12 protein-coding genes and 3 pseudogenes are annotated in these 16,509 nt (G+C 61.5%); 7 read left to right on the top strand and 8 right to left on the bottom strand.

What is annotated here, in order from left to right:
* The first annotated feature begins 38 nt into the window (after positions 1 to 38).
* Complete coding sequence (gene sbcB, locus LU682_RS24560) at positions 39 to 1,472, top strand: exodeoxyribonuclease I (RefSeq protein WP_010952477.1); 1,434 nt, start codon at positions 39 to 41, stop codon at positions 1,470 to 1,472.
* Between the two features lie 73 nt (positions 1,473 to 1,545).
* Here the strand turns inward: sbcB and mvaT are convergent, their stop codons facing one another.
* Positions 1,546 to 1,923, bottom strand: a complete 378-nt coding sequence (gene mvaT, locus LU682_RS24555; protein ID WP_010952478.1) for a histone-like nucleoid-structuring protein MvaT — start codon at positions 1,921 to 1,923, stop codon at positions 1,546 to 1,548.
* A gap of 283 nt (positions 1,924 to 2,206) precedes the next feature.
* Between mvaT and purU the strand changes: the two genes are divergently transcribed.
* Positions 2,207 to 3,058 carry a formyltetrahydrofolate deformylase gene (purU, locus tag LU682_RS24550; RefSeq protein ID WP_003251921.1) on the top strand — a complete coding sequence of 284 codons (852 nt, stop codon included), beginning with the start codon at positions 2,207 to 2,209 and terminating at the stop codon, positions 3,056 to 3,058.
* Positions 3,059 to 3,289: 231 nt separating this feature from the next.
* Here purU and gpgF read toward each other — a convergent pair whose 3' ends face one another.
* The 5 genes and pseudogenes from gpgF to LU682_RS30095 all read right to left on the bottom strand — a co-directional run.
* A complete protein-coding gene (gene gpgF / locus LU682_RS24540; protein ID WP_010952479.1) occupies positions 3,290 to 4,282 on the bottom strand; it encodes a glucosaminyl phosphatidylglycerol flippase in 993 nt (330 codons plus the stop codon).
* Entirely contained in the window at positions 4,279 to 5,043 is a 765-nt protein-coding gene (gpgD, locus tag LU682_RS24535) for an N-acetylglucosaminyl phosphatidylglycerol deacetylase (RefSeq protein ID WP_049587348.1), read from the bottom strand. The genes gpgF and gpgD overlap by 4 nt, the downstream gene beginning before the upstream one ends.
* A complete protein-coding gene (gene gpgS, locus LU682_RS24530) occupies positions 5,036 to 6,157 on the bottom strand; it encodes an N-acetylglucosaminyl phosphatidylglycerol synthase (protein WP_010952481.1) in 1,122 nt (373 codons plus the stop codon). The genes gpgD and gpgS overlap by 8 nt, the downstream gene beginning before the upstream one ends.
* Before the next feature lie 168 nt (positions 6,158 to 6,325).
* Positions 6,326 to 6,922, bottom strand: a pseudogene (locus LU682_RS30100) (methyl-accepting chemotaxis protein); the annotation flags it as partial.
* A 309-nt stretch (positions 6,923 to 7,231) separates the two neighbouring features.
* Positions 7,232 to 8,056 (bottom strand): annotated as a pseudogene (locus tag LU682_RS30095) (cache domain-containing protein); the annotation flags it as partial.
* 312 nt (positions 8,057 to 8,368) lie between these two features.
* Between LU682_RS30095 and LU682_RS24520 the strand changes: the two are divergent.
* Complete coding sequence (locus tag LU682_RS24520) at positions 8,369 to 9,844, top strand: helicase HerA-like domain-containing protein (protein ID WP_010952483.1); 1,476 nt, start codon at positions 8,369 to 8,371, stop codon at positions 9,842 to 9,844.
* A 121-nt stretch (positions 9,845 to 9,965) separates the two neighbouring features.
* Here the strand turns inward: LU682_RS24520 and LU682_RS24515 are convergent, their stop codons facing one another.
* Positions 9,966 to 11,438, bottom strand: coding sequence for an inorganic phosphate transporter (locus LU682_RS24515; protein WP_003251935.1), 1,473 nt, complete (start codon positions 11,436 to 11,438; stop codon positions 9,966 to 9,968).
* Between the two features lie 312 nt (positions 11,439 to 11,750).
* Positions 11,751 to 11,951, bottom strand: coding sequence for a hypothetical protein (locus LU682_RS24510; RefSeq protein WP_003251937.1), 201 nt, complete (start codon positions 11,949 to 11,951; stop codon positions 11,751 to 11,753).
* A 479-nt stretch (positions 11,952 to 12,430) separates the two neighbouring features.
* On the opposite strand from LU682_RS24510, the gene pcaR reads away from it, so the two are divergent.
* From pcaR to pcaF, 4 genes and pseudogenes are all read left to right on the top strand, one after another.
* The gene (gene pcaR / locus LU682_RS24505) at positions 12,431 to 13,306 is read left to right on the top strand and encodes a pca regulon transcriptional regulator PcaR (RefSeq protein WP_003251938.1); all 876 of its coding nucleotides are present in this window, start codon (positions 12,431 to 12,433) and stop codon (positions 13,304 to 13,306) included.
* Between the two features lie 320 nt (positions 13,307 to 13,626).
* Complete coding sequence (gene pcaK / locus LU682_RS24500; RefSeq protein ID WP_010952484.1) at positions 13,627 to 14,973, top strand: 4-hydroxybenzoate transporter PcaK; 1,347 nt, start codon at positions 13,627 to 13,629, stop codon at positions 14,971 to 14,973.
* A gap of 231 nt (positions 14,974 to 15,204) precedes the next feature.
* A pseudogene (locus tag LU682_RS24495) lies at positions 15,205 to 15,300 on the top strand (CoA-transferase subunit beta); the annotation flags it as partial.
* Positions 15,297 to 16,502, top strand: a complete 1,206-nt coding sequence (pcaF, locus tag LU682_RS24490) for a 3-oxoadipyl-CoA thiolase (RefSeq protein ID WP_172835047.1) — start codon at positions 15,297 to 15,299, stop codon at positions 16,500 to 16,502. The pseudogene LU682_RS24495 and the gene pcaF, both read left to right, overlap by 4 nt.
* Positions 16,503 to 16,509: the final 7 nt, after the last annotated feature.

Below are 16,509 nucleotides of genomic sequence, written 5' to 3'. Positions count from 1 at the left end.
GCGCTAGAATCGGGTCGACCTTGACACAGGACGACCCCGTGACCTCCAGCATTTTCTGGCACGACTATGAAACCACCGGCATCAACCCGCGCTGTGATCGGCCGCTGCAGGTGGCCGGCCTGCGCACTGACTTCGACCTTAACGAAATCGACGAGCCAATCAGCCTTTATTGCCGACCGTCGGACGACATCCTGCCGCACCCGGCGGCCTGCCTGGTGACAGGCATTACGCCGCAACTGCTGGCGGAGCAGGGCCTGTGCGAAGCCGAGTTCATGACTCGCGTGCACGCCCAGCTGGCGCAACCGGGCACCTGTGGTGCCGGCTACAACACCCTGCGCTTCGACGATGAAGTGACCCGCTACAGCCTTTACCGCAACTTTTTCGACCCCTATGCCCGTGAATGGCAGGGAGGCAATAGCCGCTGGGACCTGATCGACATTGTGCGCACCGCCTATGCCCTGCGCCCGGAAGGCATTGAATGGCCGCAGCAGGACGGGCGCACCAGCCTGCGTCTGGAGCTGCTGAGCAAGGCCAATGGCATTGACCACGGTCATGCCCACGAAGCGCTTTCCGACGTGCGGGCAACCATTGCCTTGGCTCGCCTGATTCGGCAGAAACAACCCAAGTTGTATGACTGGCTGTTTCAACTGCGCAGCAAGCATAAAGTGATGGAGCAGATCCGTCTGTTGCAGCCACTGGTGCATATATCCGGGCGTTTTTCGGCGGCGCGCAATTACCTGGGGGTCGTATTGCCACTGGCCTGGCACCCGCGTAATCGCAATGCACTGATTGTCTGCGACCTGCATCAGGAAACCCTACCGTTACTGCGGGAAAGTGCTGAAGTTTTGCGTCAGCGCTTGTACACCCGGCATGATGAATTGGCCGAAGGTGAATTACCGGTACCGCTCAAATTGGTGCAGATCAATCGTTGCCCGGTAGTGGCGCCGCTGTCGGTATTGCGCCCGGTCGATCAACAACGATTGGGCCTGGACTTGACGTTGTTACAATCGCGCGGCGAACAATTGGCCAATCAACAGGCGCAATGGCAAGAAAAGCTGGAGCACATCTATGGCAAGGACGAGTTCGCCCCGAGCGAGGACCCGGAACAGCAGTTGTATGAGGGTTTTATAGGTGACCGCGACCGGCGCTTATGCGAGCAAGTTCGTGCGCTGGAACCGGCGCAGTTGAGCCATGGCCAGTGGATGTTCGATGATCCGCGTTTGCCGGAGCTGTTGTTCCGCTACAGGGCACGTAACTTCCCTGAAACCTTGACCGGCGAAGAGCGGCAACGTTGGTATGGCTTCTGCCAACAGCGCCTGAGCGAACCGCAGTGGGGGGCGCCGAATACCTTGGGCGACTTCGAAAAGGCGCGCCAGCAAGCCTGGGAGGGCGCCGACGAGGCAGGCAGGCGCGTGTTGGAGGCCTGGCAACTGCATGCTCGACAATTGCAGGAACGCTATTCAATCGGCTGATGGCAGATAAACAAAAACGCCGGCAATGTGCCGGCGTTTTTGTTGTGCGAAGCAAGAGGGCGTATGCGGATAATCAGTCCAGCAGGGTTGCCCAGCTTTCAACCACGTCGCCGCCCCAAGTGGCTTTCCACTCTTTCAGGGTCTTGTGGTTGCCGCCTTTGGTTTCGATCACTTCACCGTTGTGCGGGTTCTTGTATTGCTTGACCTTGCGTGCGCGCTTGGTGACGGTAGTCTTGACCGAACCACGAGGTGCCTTGCTCAGTTTCGACTCTGGATCGAGCAGGGCAATCACGTCGCGCAGCGACTTGGAGTACTCGCCCATCAGTGTGCGCAGTTTGCCTTCGAACTCCAGTTCTTTCTTCAGCTTGTCATCCTGCGACAGATTGGCCAGGCGGGCCTGAAGTTCCTTGATGGCTTCTTCGGTGGCGCGGTACTCGTTGATCAGGGACATGGAGTGTTCCTTAATGCGTGTTCAGAAATGTGTGGGGCAATAATAGACAGCCCATACTCGCAAGTAAACATAAGATTGGGCAATTAACTGTTAATTAAGCTGTGACAGCATTTCTCTACGTGAACAAAATTTTACATATGCCCCGTGCGTTTCCTCTTGTCTGTCAGGCAGCGCCCGTGTGGCGTTTCGGGCTTGCATATGCCATCGCGGTAACGATCAATACTGCGTTTTTTCTGGCGGACCGCTAGAATAGGCGCCTTTGCGAAGTTCTGGAGTCTCATTCATGCGCACCTATCGTCTGGTGATCGCCTGCCCCGACCGTGTAGGCATCGTGGCGAAAGTCAGTAATTTCCTGGCCTTGTACAATGGCTGGATCAACGAAGCCAGCCACCACTCCGATGAGCAGAGCGGTTGGTTCTTCATGCGTCATGAAATCCGCGCTGAATCGCTGCCGTTCGGTATCGAAGCCTTCCGTGAGGCGTTTGCGCCGATCGCCGAAGAGTTCTCCATGACCTGGCGCATTACCGACTCGGCTCAGAAAAAACGCGTGGTATTGATGGCCAGCCGTGAGTCGCACTGCCTGGCAGACTTGCTGCACCGCTGGCACACCGATGAGCTGGACTGCGAGATCCCTTGCGTGATTTCCAACCACAACGACCTGCGCAGCATGGTCGAGTGGCACGGTATTCCGTTCTTCCATGTACCGGTCGACCCCAAAGACAAGGCCCCGGCCTTTGCCGAAGTGTCGCGCCTGGTGCAGGAGCATGCCGCCGACGTCGTGGTGCTGGCCCGCTACATGCAGATCCTGCCGCCACAACTGTGCCGGGACTATGCCGAGAAGGTGATCAACATCCATCACAGCTTCCTGCCGTCGTTCGTCGGCGCCAAGCCTTACCACCAGGCCGCCCTGCGTGGGGTGAAGCTGATCGGCGCGACGTGCCACTACGTCACCGAAGAGCTGGATGCCGGCCCGATCATCGAGCAGGATGTGGTGCGTGTCAGCCATGCCGACAGCATCGAGGACATGGTCCGCTTCGGCCGTGATGTGGAGAAGATGGTGCTGGCCCGTGGCCTGCGTTATCACCTGGAGGACCGCGTGCTGGTGCATGGTAACAAGACTGTGGTGTTCGACTGACACCGTCCGGCTTGCTGTGAGATTCCGGGCTGCTGCGCAGCCCTGTCACGACAGGGGCGCAGAGCGCCCCGGCAATCCTGGGTGAAACGGCAATGACCAAGCAACGCAACAACCCCGTCGCCTCACCTCCACCGATCCTTGGCGAAGGCTGCCTGGCCCGCTACGACCCTGAAGCCCTGGATGACACGGATGGCACCGACTTCCCCGGCGCCGCCGAACTCTGGCAACAGCTCAACCCGCCTGACGCCGCCAGCGCTCCAGCAACGGACGTCCCAGCAGGCACACAAACACCGGCCCCCCAGCCAGCAGATAAAAGTAATACGTAACCGCCCGCCATATCAGGATTGCCGCAGCTGCGGTCGAGCTGCCCACCAAGGGTGTCAACAGGCTGGCCGACGTCAGTTCGGCGGCCCCGGCGCCGCCAGGCAGCAGACTGAATTGGCCGGCGCTGAGCGACAGCATCTGCACCAGGAAGCTGGGAATCCAGTGCAGGTCTACCCCCAAGCCCCGCAGCACCAGGTACAAGACGCTGTAGCGCAGTCCCCAGTGGATGCAGGTCAGGGTGAACACCAGGCTCAGCCTGCGCTTGGGCAGGCGCCAGGTCTGCGCCAGTGCTGCAACGAAGTGCAGCAGTTTGCGCGCCCAGCGACGTTTGCGCGGCTGGCCCATCCCCATGCGCTGCAACAGCCTGCCGTTCATGCGCATTATCGGGCGCCGGTAGCGCAACAGCCCGATCACCCCGGCCAACGCTGAGCACAGCAGTAACGCACTGCCAAGCAACATGCTTTCCTGGCTGCGGCCCAGGCTGTGGAACAGCGCGTAGCCGGCAATCGCCAGCATTGCGCAGAAGAAGAACACCAGGTCGTTCAACTGGTCCATGGCAAAAACGGCGCCGCTGCGCGCCGGGCGGATGCGGTCTCGCGCCAGCAGGGCCATCAGGGTCAGCGGCCCACCACTGCCGCCAGGGGTGGTGCAGATGGCAAACTCGGTGGCCATGACCACGCCGAGGCTGCGAGCATGGCTCAACTGTTTTGCCTGCTCACCCAGCAACAGGCGCAGGCGCAGCGCATTGATGACCCAGCACAACAGAATCATGCCTAGTAGCATGAGCAGCAGGTGCGGGTCGAACCGGCTCAGCCTCGGCAGCAGCTCGCTACCACCCAGCAACGCTGGCACCAGCGCTGCACCCAGCAATGCCAGCGCCAGCCAGGCCCAGCGCTTCATGCTGCCCCCTGGCGCTCCAGCCAGGCAGACTTGGTCAGCGGTTCGCGGCCATCCTTCAACAGTCTCTCCAGCGTGCGCAACCAATAGTCACGGGATGAGCGATGGCGCATGTCTACAGGGTGCAGTCCCAAGCGCAACGTGCTCGCGCCCCGCCAGCGCTGGCATTGCCAGTCGCACAGCGTGCGGGACAGTTTGCGACGCCATGCGCTCCGGGCGCTCCAGACCAGGCCTGGCGCATCAATCGCCGTAAAGTCTGGCAAGCGGTACAGATGCTGAGGTGTACTGGTGTATTTCAGTGGCAGGCGGCACAGCGCTTGCCGCGTGCCCTGGCTCATGAGCCAGGCCGGTGCGACAAACCCTGCCACAGGCCACCCTTGGTCCTCGAACAGTGCCAGGCCCTCCTGTAGCCGGGTAAGCGCTTCGTTCTCATCAAGGCTGTAGAACTCGCCTTCATGGGTATAAATGCGCCGCATGAAGTAGTCGACGGGGCTGCGCGGTACGGGGCCTTCGTCAGCATGGGCATAGCCGTGAAGCGCCAGTTCGTCGCCTTTGGCAAGGCGTTCGTCCAGCAGACGGCAGAACGAAGGTGCCTGGTGCAGCGGATTGCGTCGATGGAAGTCCGGGACCACCAGCCATGTCATTGGCACGTGGCCCAGCGCGTCCACGGCCCCTACGAACGGTTCATAGTCCGGCCAGGTTTCCGGGGCAACATCATGCAACACCAGCATGAGGCTGCGTTGGCTGGCGGAAGGCTCAAGCATGGGCGCGCACCTGCGGCTGGTGGCCGAGCACGGCCTGGTAGTGCTGGAGCAGGCCAGCTACCACGTTATCCCATGAATAATGTTGCTCTACATGGTGGCGGGCCTGCACGCCGAGCTCGCGGATACCTGCTTCGAATGCCTCGCGCACGGCGGATGCCATGGCCCGGCCATCGTTGGGCGTGCACAGGCGGCCACACTGTTCGTTGATGATTTCAGGGAACGCACCGGCGCGCACGGCCACCACGGGGGTGGCGCTGGCCATGGCTTCGAGAATGACCAGGCCGAATGTTTCCTGGTCGCCAGCATGCACCAGCAAGTCGGCGCTGGCGATCAGCCGGGCCACCTCTGCAGCCGGGCAGAAGTGATCAATGACGCTGACGTTGTGCGGCACGCTGGCCGGCATGTTCGAGCCCACCAGTAACAGGTGGTAGGGGTCGCCAAGTTGCTGCATGCAGTCAAGCAGCACCGGCAGGTTCTTTTCCCGCGAGCCGCGGCCGGCAAAGATCAACAGGCGGCTGGTGTCGGCAATGCCCAGTTCGGCACGTACATGTGGGTCGCGCCGGGAGGGGTGGAAAGTGGCAAGGTCAACGCCCAGCGGCTGCACATGGACATCGCGCACGCCCAAGCGGCGTAGTTTGTCGGCCATCACCTGGCTGGGGGCCAGTACCCGATCAAAATTGCCGTAGAGCTTGCTGACGTAAGCCTCGACATTGGGTGCGAACCAGTTGCCCATGCGGTTGCTGACCAGTAGCGGCAGGTCGGAATGGTAGAAACCGATCACGGGCACGTCGAGCTGGCGCCGCGCCTCCAGCGCCGCCCAGGCGGTCAGGTAGGGGTCGCCAACTTCGATCAGGTCCGGTTTGAGCGTGCGCAGTGTATTGCACCAGGGGGCCAGGCGTACCGGAAAGCGGTAACCCTTGCCAAACGGCAAGGGCGGCGCAGGTACCTGATAGATGCCATCGCCGTGTTGGGCGCTGGCACCGGGAATCAACAGGCTGTGGCGTACGCCTTGAATGGCGTCGAGACGGTGATGTTTGGCATCAAGATAGGTACGTACGCCACCGCTGGCCGGGGCGTAGAACATGGTGATGTCGGCGATGTGCACGATCAGCATCCCTCCGGGATCGTCTTCGGGTCTGTCATCCGGCGTTGAATTGCCGGCGATGAAATGCCTAAAGGTGGACCTATCAGAAGGATAGTTTGTTCGATCGGTTTGAGAGGAGGGGAGTGCGTAATGCCTGGCGCAGCGCAGAGGCTGCGCCAGGCGAATGTGTAGCCTCTATCAGATGCGGAAGCTGCCCACCAGGTGCTTCAGGCGGCCAGCCTGCTGCTCGAGGTCGGAGCAGGCGCGCAGGGTCGCTTGCAGGTTCTCCACGCCTTCCTGGTTGAGCATGTTGATCTCGTTGATGTCCATGTTGATCGCCTCGACCACGGCGGTCTGCTCTTCGGTGGCAGTGGCCACCGACTGGTTCATGCCGTCGATCTCGCCAATGCGCACGGTAACGCTGTCCAGTCGCTCACCCGCCTGGTTGGCAATCTGCATGCTGTCCTGGCTGTGGCGCTGGCTCTGCTCCATGGTGTCGACCGACTCGCGGGCACCGACTTGCAGCTCTTCGATCATGGTCTGCACTTGCTGCGCCGACTCCTGGGTGCGGTGCGCCAGATTGCGCACCTCATCGGCGACCACGGCAAAGCCACGCCCGGCCTCACCGGCGCGGGCCGCTTCGATGGCGGCGTTCAGCGCCAGCAGGTTGGTTTGCTGGGAAATGCTGGTGATCACTTCCAGGATCTGGCCGATATTCACGGTCTTGCTGTTCAGTGTTTCGATGTGCGCGCTGGAGGTGACGATCAGGTCGGACAGGCGGTTCATCGCGGCAATGTTGCGCTCGACCACTTGCTGGCCTTCTTCGGCCAGCAGGCGCGCGGAGCTTGCGTGCTGCGAAGCCTGGGCGGCGTTGCCGGCGATTTCCTGAGCCGCAGCGCCCAGTTCGTTGATGGCGGCTGCGACACTGTTGGTGCGGTTGGACTGCTCGTCGGAGTTGGTCATCGACGAGTTCGAAGCGCTGATCACCCGCAGGGCCACTTCGTTGACCTGCTCGGTGGCTGAGGACACTTCGCGAATGCTGCTGTGAATGCGTTCGACGAAGCGGTTGAAGGCGTTGCCGAGGACACCGAATTCGTCGTGGCTGTGGATGTGCAGGCGCTTGGTCAGGTCGCCCTCACCTTCGGCGATGTCTTCCATGGCGCGGGTCATGGTGTGCAGCGGTTGCATCAACACGCGGATCAGCAGGCCGAGCAGGCCGATGATGATCACCACTGCCACTACCGTGGCGATCACCGCAGAGGTGCGGAAGGTGCTGAGCATCGAGAAGGCCTTGTCCTTGTCCACCGACAGGCCGATGTACCAGTTCGCCGACGGCAGGCCGGTAATCGGGCTGAAGGTCAGCAGGCGGGTCTGGCCATCGCTTTGCACTTCGGTCAGCTCGCCGGTCAGTTTCGGCGTGTGCTGCGGGAACAGGTCCGACAGCGACTTCATGACCAGATCCTTATCCGGGTGCACCAGGATCTTGCCCTGGTCGTTGACCAGGAAGGCGTATCCCATGCCGCCGAAGTTCAGCGAGTTGATGATCTGCACCAGGCCGTCCAGGGCCAGGTCGCCGCCGACCACGCCAACGCTGCTGGAGACCTTGCTGAGGATGCCGATGACCATCTTGTTGGTGGTCATGTCGATGTAGGGTTCGGTCAGCGTCGCGCCGCTGGCGTTCATGCCGTCCTTGTACCAAGGGCGGGTGCGCGGGTCGTAGCCGTCGGGCATCTTCGCGTCCGGGCGCACGCTGAAACCGCCGTCGACTTTGCCCAGGTAGACCGTGAGGAAGCTGGATATCAGCGCATTCTGACCCATCAGGGTTTCGGCGTTGGCCGGGTCCTGGGCAATGTTCTGCGCCAGGTTTTCCACCAGTTTTATCCGGCCCTCGAACAGGTTGCGAATGTTGGTCGACGTGGAGGCGCCCATTTCAGCCAGATAGTTTTCCAGGTCCTCGCGGATCGCATTACGCTGGAGGTAATCGTTGTAGAGGGTGAAAAGGCTGAAGGCGAGTATCACGATCAGTGATGCCGCCAAAAGAATCTTGTGGCTGAAACGAAGGCTTTTGTTCATGGCGTAATCGGTTCCGCTAAGGTTTTATATCAGGCGTTCGCACGAGTGGAGCCGTAGGTTGTGCAACATCCCGAAAAGTCCCTTTTCGGCTGTTCCTCTCTATTAAGGCGAATAACACCCACAGGTATCGGCCGAATTAAGCTAAAGCTTGAGCAGAGGATTAAAGAGATGTCGGAATTTTCGACCATCGTTGTAGGCGCGGGCCCGGATGGCCAGCCAGTCGGGCAAGCAATGCGCCTGGCCAACCGCCACGGTCTGGTGGCTGGCGCAACCGGTACTGGCAAGACCGTCACCCTGCAGCGCCTGGCGGAGGTGTTCAGCGACGCAGGGGTGGCGGTGTTCGCCGCGGATGTCAAAGGCGACCTTTGTGGCCTGGGTGCTGCCGGTGCGCCACAGGGCAAGGTGGCTGAGCGCATCGCCGGCATGCCGTGGCTGGGGCATACGCCCAGGGCTTACCCGGTGAGCTTGTGGGATATCGCCGGGCAGTCTGGCCACCCGCTGCGCACCACCCTCAGTGAAATGGGGCCGTTGTTGCTGGGCAACTTGCTGGAACTGACCGACAGCCAGCAGGCGGCGCTTTATGCAGCATTCAAGGTGGCCGACCGCGAAGGCCTGCTGCTGCTGGACCTCAAAGACCTCAAGGCCCTGCTGGCGCATCTGAAGGACAACCCGCAGCTGCTCGGCGAAGACAGCGCGCTGATGACCACGGCCTCCACCCAGGCTTTGTTGCGCCGGCTCGCTACCTTGGAGCAGCAGGGCGCCGAGGCACTGTTCGGCGAGCCGGCATTGCAACTGGAGGACCTGCTGCGCCCTGATCCGGATGGACGTGGACGTATCCACCTGCTCGATGCCAGCCGATTGGTGCACGAGGCACCCAAGGTGTACGCGACGTTCCTGTTGTGGCTGCTGGCCGAACTGTTCGAGCAGTTGCCCGAGCGCGGTGATGCCGACAAGCCGGTGCTGGCGCTGTTCTTCGATGAAGCACACCTGCTGTTCAACGGCACGCCCAAGGCGTTGCAGGACCGTCTTGAGCAAGTGGTCCGGCTGATCCGCTCCAAGGGGGTGGGGGTCTATTTCGTTACCCAGTCGCCGGGTGACTTGCCCGACGCGGTGCTGGCCCAGTTGGGCTTGCGCATTCAGCACGGCTTGCGGGCGTTCACGGCCAAGGAGCAGAAGTCGCTGCGGGCGGTAGCCGATGGTTTCCGCCCCAACCCGACGTTCGACACTCTGGCGGTGCTGACCGAACTGGGTATTGGCGAAGCGCTGGTGGGTACGTTGCAAGAGAAGGGCACGCCGGCCATGGTGCAGAGGGTGCTGGTTGCACCGCCGCAGTCGCGTATCGGGCCACTGAGTGCGGCTGAGCGCAGTGCGCTGATTGCCGCTTCGCCACTGGCGGGGCGCTATGACAAACCGGTGGACCGTGAGTCAGCCTATGAAATGCTGAGCCAGCGTAAGGGCGAGCCGGTGGAACCGGCGCCGCAACCGAAGGCGGATGAAGAGAGTTTTGCCGACAAGGCGGGTGAGTTCTTGCAGAGTGCAGCGGGGCAGGCGATCAAGTCGGCAGTGCGCCAGGCCGCTAACCAGTTGGGGCGGCAGTTGGTGCGCGGGTTGATGGGGTCGTTGTTAGGGGGCAAGAAAAGGTAGTCTTCCTGCGCCGCGCCATACCCTTGGTAGCACAAGCCCGCTCCGGCAAAGAACAAGGTGGCGTAGGCATAACGGCTATGAAAAAGGCGCCCGAGGGCGCCTTCATTCATTGCGGTGTCACTCAGCCAATGGCTTTGGACGCCAGCCAGAACAGGCCGGCCGCCAGGCCCATCGAGGCAGGCAGGGTCAGGACCCATGCCAGCAGGATGGTTTTCACAGTGCCGCCTTGCAGGCCACTTTTGTTGGCGACCATGGTGCCGGCCACGCCAGACGACAGCACGTGGGTGGTCGATACCGGCAGGGCGAATACGTTGGCCATGCCGATGGCGCAGGCTGCGGTGATCTGTGCCGACATGCCTTGGGCATAGGTCATGCCTTGTTTGCCGATCTTCTCGCCCACCGTCAACACCACGCGCTTCCAGCCAACCATGGTACCCAGGCCAAGGGCCAGTGCGACGGCCACGATCACCCAGAACGGGGCGTATTCGGTGGTGGCGGTGAGGTCTTTGCGCAGTTTTTCAAGGTCGGACTTTTCACGGGCGTCCAGGCCTGGCAGCTTGCCAACCTTCTTCGCCGTGTCATCCAGGCACAACAGATAGCGGCGCACTTCAACGCGCTTCTCGGCATCGAGGCTGTGGTAGTCCGTCACGCCCTTCAGCGAGGTCTGCAGCGCAGCAATGGTCGGCTCGGTCTGCTGCGGGTTGCAACTGAACTGCTCCGGCAGGTCGCTGGCCTTGGCCTTGCCCAGTGCCAGGAACTCGCCCAGGGTGGCGGCGTTACGCTGGTAGAACTGGCTCATGTGCAGGGTGGCGTCGCGCGTACGTTCGATCTGGTAGGTGGTGCTGTTCAGGTCGAGTACGAACTTGGCCGGGACAATACCGATCAGCACCAGCATGATCAGGCCGATGCCTTTCTGGCCGTCGTTGGAGCCGTGCACGAAGCTCACGCCCATGGCGGAAACCACCAGGACCAGACGGTTCCAGAAGGGCGGGTGCTTCTTGTCGTCGAGCTTGCGGCGCTGTTCCGGGGTTTTGTGCATCTTCGACAGCGGGCGCCACCATTTCAGGCCGATCAGCACCAGGGCAGCAACGGCGAAGCCGGCCATTGGCGAGACCACCAGCGACATGGCGATATCGATCGCTTTCTGCCAGTTGACGCCGTCGCCCAGCGGAATGTCGTTGATCAGGGCGTTGGCCAGGCCAACACCGAGGATGGAGCCGATCAGCGTGTGCGAACTGGAGGCGGGGATGCCAAAGTACCAGGTGCCCAGGTTCCAGGTGATGGCCGCAGCCAGCAACGAGAAGACCATGGCCAGGCCGTGGCCGGTGTTCACATTGATCAGCAGCTCTACCGGCAACAGGTGCACGATGGCATAGGCCACCCCTACACCGCCGAGCAGAACGCCAAGGAAGTTGAACACGCCGGAGAAGAACACGGCGAGGTGCGGCGGCATGGCTTTGGTATAGATGACGGTAGCTACCGCGTTGGCGGTGTCATGAAAGCCATTGATGAACTCGAAGGCGAGTACGAAGGTCAAGGCGAGCAGCAGGCTCACCAACACCCAGGCATCCAGTCCGCTGAATAAATCGATCATGAAGGTTGTCTGGCGGGTCTTAGGGGGGCGGGATTATGCCAGAAAACCTTGGCAATCGATGCACCTGTAACAGGCAGATGACAGTCTTCATGGTGCAAGCGTGTCATGCAGAGGGGGGCGGTACGGGAGGTAAATAGCGGCTAAAAATCACAAAGTAGGGCGAAAAAAGGCCGAAATCTTGAGAAAAATCCATTTCGCAAAAATTCAAACGGCTGTATGAAATTTGTGTGATTCCATTTCATCATCGGCCAGACAGTAAAGATCGAGCTCGCCCGGGTAGGCCGGGCGACGACGCGCAGAGGGCCCCGAGGCTCAGGGATTGTCGCTGCGCAGTTCTTTTTCGATGCGTTCCAGTTCCTGGCTGAAGGCCTGGTCGCGAACGCTGGCACGCTTGCGCCAGGGTTTGCGTTCCGGATCCGGTTGTGCGGCGTATGTGGTGACTTCGCCACCATAAACATCCTTGTAACGTTCAGCCTGGCGCTCGAGTTCCGCGCGCAGTTCATCTTTCGTCACGTGCAGTACCTGAAATAAGTGTAATGACTGTTGTCATGCATTGTGCAACATGCATTTTGCCTTGCTGGCCGCAACGGCTTGATAAAGCGGAAGGTTCAACGACCACGGTAAGCGGAGGGCCTGCGCAATCGATTATAGCAACCGATAATTCGCCGAACATCGATAATTTACGCAACCCTGACATCATCTGGCGTAAGTAGCAGATTGTGCCCGCGAACAGTTGGGACCTTTCGTACAAAGTTTGAAAGGAATGGCGGATAGAAGTTCGTTGCAATGTCAGGGCGGGCCGTAATGAAAAACGGCCTCGCCGAAAGGCGAGGCCGTTGCCTGGGGACTTCTACGGTGGGTACCTGACCAGTCTCTCCAAAGAAGCCACAAGTGGCATGGGAAAGGTATAAGCAAAAGTGTCGGCGGTCAATTGCGATTATCGGCCGTTTGTTCGATAATCGCACGAACCGGTGTTTTTTTTGAGGTGTGCGATGAGTGACGAAACCCTGGGCAACGATTCCGGCAATGCTGAGGTGGCGCGACCTGCTTCGGCTGCCATGGCGCCGCCGATCGTGGCTTCCCCGGCCAAGCGCATCCAGGCCTTTACCGGTGACCCGGACTTCATGACCTCACTGGCACGTGGCCTGGCCGTGATCCAGGCATTCCAGGAGCGCAAGCGCCACCTGACCATCGCCCAGATCAGTCACCGTACCGAAATCCCTCGCGCGGCGGTGCGCCGTTGCCTGCACACGTTGATCAAACTGGGTTACGCCACCACCGACGGGCGTACCTATTCGCTGCTGCCCAAAGTGCTGACCTTGGGGCATGCCTACCTGTCGTCGACGCCGCTGGCAATTTCTGCACAGCCGTACCTGGATCGCATCAGCGACCAGCTGCATGAGGCGGCCAACATGGCCACCCTCGAGGGCGACGACATCCTTTATATAGCCCGTTCGGCCACGGTCGAGCGGCTGATCTCGGTCGATCTGTCGGTGGGCGGGCGCCTGCCGGCCTATTGCACGTCGATGGGGCGCATTCTGCTGGCGGCCATGGATGACACCAGCCTGCGTGAGTACCTGGAACGTGCCGACCTCAAAGCGCGCACCAGCCGCACCCTGAATGACCCCGAATCGTTGTTCGCCTGCATCCAGCAGGTGCGCGCACAGGGCTGGTGTGTGGTAGACCAGGAACTGGAACAGGGGCTGCGATCGATTGCCGTGCCGGTGTATGACGCTTCGGGGCAGGTGTTGGCTGCGCTGAACGTCAGTACCCATGTCGGGCGGGTGACCCGCAGTGAACTGGAGCAGCGGTTCTTGCCGATTTTGCTGGCAGCCAGCCGGGACCTTTGCCACCAGTTGTTTGGTTGAGACCGCAGGGAGCACTTTGCGGCCCCGGATCAGAACAGGCAAAACCGTTTCCTGTGCGATAAACGCACAGTGTCGTGCCGGGTGAATTGCGTCACCTCGGCCGGCTGATTAATGTCTCTCGCAACGGTCGGCTAGCCGACCGAACAAGAAAAACACTAGAGGCACTCACTCATGAATACTGTCACCTCGCTGCTGCGGCCGCACCCGCATGCAGTATCGTTATATCCAGGCTGACCCAGGCCATATACCCCAATCATCGCCCTTGTACCGGATGCCCGCGTGCAATGGCCTGACTGTGCCCCACATTCTGGATAACAATAATGAACCAAGCGCAAACCAACGTCGGCAAAAGCCTCGACGTTCAGTCATTCATCAATCAGCAGCCGCTGTCCCGCTATCAGTGGCGGGTCGTGCTGCTGTGCTTCCTGATCGTCTTCCTCGACGGCCTGGACACCGCTGCCATGGGGTTCATCGCCCCTGCACTGTCGCAAGAGTGGGGGATCGACCGCGCCAGCCTTGGGCCGGTCATGAGTGCCGCGTTGATCGGCATGGTGTTCGGTGCCTTGGGCTCCGGGCCGCTGGCTGACCGTTTCGGCCGCAAAGGCGTGCTGGTGGGGGCGGTGCTGGTGTTCGGTGGCTTCAGCCTGGCCTCGGCCTATGCCACCAACGTCGACCAGTTGCTGGTACTGCGCTTCCTGACTGGCCTGGGCCTGGGTGCAGGCATGCCCAACGCTACCACGCTGTTGTCCGAATACACCCCGGAGCGCCTCAAGTCGCTGCTGGTGACCAGCATGTTCTGTGGCTTCAACCTGGGCATGGCGGGTGGTGGCTTCATTTCCGCCAAGATGATCCCGGCCTACGGCTGGCACAGCCTGCTGGTCATCGGTGGCGTGCTGCCGTTGCTGCTGGCGCTGGTGCTGATGATCTGGCTGCCGGAGTCGGCGCGGTTCCTGGTGGTGCGCAACCGCGGCACCGACAAGGTGCGCAAGACCTTGTCGCCAATCGCGCCGCAAGTGGTGGCCGAGGCAGGCAGTTTCAGCGTGCCTGAGCAAAAGGCGGTGGCTGCGCGCAACGTGTTCGCGGTGATCTTCTCTGGCACCTATGGCTTGGGCACCGTGTTGCTGTGGCTGACCTATTTCATGGGCCTGGTGATCGTCTACCTCCTGACCAGCTGGCTGCCAACCCTGATGCGTGACAGCGGCGCGAGCATGGAGCAGGCGGCGTTCATCGGCGCGCTGTTCCAGTTTGGCGGCGTGCTAAGTGCAGTCGGTGTGGGTTGGGCCATGGACCGTTTCAATCCGCACAAGGTAATTGGCATTTTCTATCTGCTGGCCGGGGTGTTCGCCTACGCAGTGGGGCAGAGCCTGGGCAACATCACTCTGCTAGCCACGCTGGTGCTCGTCGCTGGTATGTGCGTGAACGGTGCGCAGTCGGCAATGCCATCGCTGGCGGCGCGCTTCTATCCCACCCAGGGCCGGGCCACAGGCGTATCGTGGATGCTGGGTATTGGCCGCTTTGGTGCGATTCTCGGCGCCTGGAGTGGTGCAACGCTGCTGGGCCTGGGCTGGAGCTTCGAGCAGGTGCTGACGGCGTTGCTGGTACCGGCGGCGCTGGCGACCGTGGGAGTGGTCGTCAAGGGGCTGGTCAGCCACGCCGACGCAACCTGAGGGCGAGGGCCGCGTTGCGGCCCATTCACAGCGTAACGCCGCTCCCGCAGGGGCGGCGTTGTGCTGCAATCAGGGCGCACAGTTGCCCTGCGCGTGGGGTGGATAGTCGTGCAACAAATGGTTCGTTAATCGCACAGATAGTCGATTATCGGATTGTAAGGTACCTACCAGTCTCCTTAATCTGGGTTTACCGAAGCACCCTGACCAGGAGCCTCCAAATGCCACGCGCAGACCATTTCCGAACCCACCCAAATCGAGCTGTCCGCCATGCGTGACCTCGACGCCCGTACCGCCGCTGACCATGGCCAGCTGGCAGGAGAAGCCTGATGCACGACGTATTCATCTGTGACGCCATCCGTACCCCGATCGGCCGCTTCGGCGGCGCCCTGGCCAGCGTGCGGGCCGACGACCTGGCCGCCGTGCCGCTGAAGGCGCTGATCGAGCGCAACCCTGGCGTGCAGTGGGACCAGGTAGACGAAGTGTTCTTCGGCTGCGCCAACCAGGCCGGTGAAGACAACCGCAACGTGGCCCGCATGGCACTGCTGCTGGCCGGCCTGCCGGAAAGCATCCCGGGCGTCACCCTGAACCGTCTGTGCGCGTCGGGCATGGATGCCGTCGGCACCGCGTTCCGCGCCATCGCCAGCGGCGAGATGGAGCTGGTGATTGCCGGTGGCGTCGAGTCGATGTCGCGCGCCCCGTTCGTCATGGGCAAGGCTGAAAGCGCCTATTCGCGCAACATGAAGCTGGAAGACACCACCATTGGCTGGCGTTTCATCAACCCGCTGATGAAGAGCCAGTACGGTGTGGATTCCATGCCGGAAACCGCCGACAACGTGGCCGACGACTATCAGGTTTCGCGTGCTGATCAGGACGCTTTCGCCCTGCGCAGCCAGCAGAAGGCTGCCGCTGCGCAGGCTGCCGGCTTCTTTGCCGAAGAAATCGTGCCGGTGCGTATCGCTCACAAGAAGGGCGAAATCATCGTCGAACGTGACGAACACCTGCGCCCGGAAACCACGCTGGAGGCGCTGACCAAGCTCAAACCGGTCAACGGCCCGGACAAGACGGTCACCGCCGGCAACGCCTCGGGCGTGAACGACGGTGCTGCGGCGATGATCCTGGCCTCGGCCGCAGCGGTGAAGAAACACGGCCTGACTCCGCGTGCCCGCGTTCTGGGCATGGCCAGCGGCGGCGTTGCGCCACGTGTCATGGGCATTGGCCCGGTGCCGGCGGTGCGCAAACTGACCGAGCGTCTGGGGATAGCGGTAAGTGATTTCGACGTGATCGAGCTTAACGAAGCGTTTGCCAGCCAAGGCCTGGCGGTGCTGCGTGAGCTGGGTGTGGCTGACGATGCGCCCCAGGTAAACCCTAATGGCGGTGCCATTGCCCTGGGCCACCCCCTGGGCATGAGCGGTGCACGCCTGGTACTGACTGCGTTGCACCAGCTGGAGAAGAGTGGCGGTCGCAAGGGCCTGGCGACCATGTGTGTGGGTGTCGGCCAAGGTCTGGCGTTGGCCATCGAGCGGGTTTGACCTGTAC

This window comes from Pseudomonas alloputida, from assembly GCF_021283545.2.
Lineage (GTDB): Bacteria > Pseudomonadota > Gammaproteobacteria > Pseudomonadales > Pseudomonadaceae > Aquipseudomonas > Aquipseudomonas alloputida.
The sequence above is the reverse complement of the archived record's forward strand: the minus strand, read 5'-3'. Positions and strand labels throughout refer to the sequence as shown.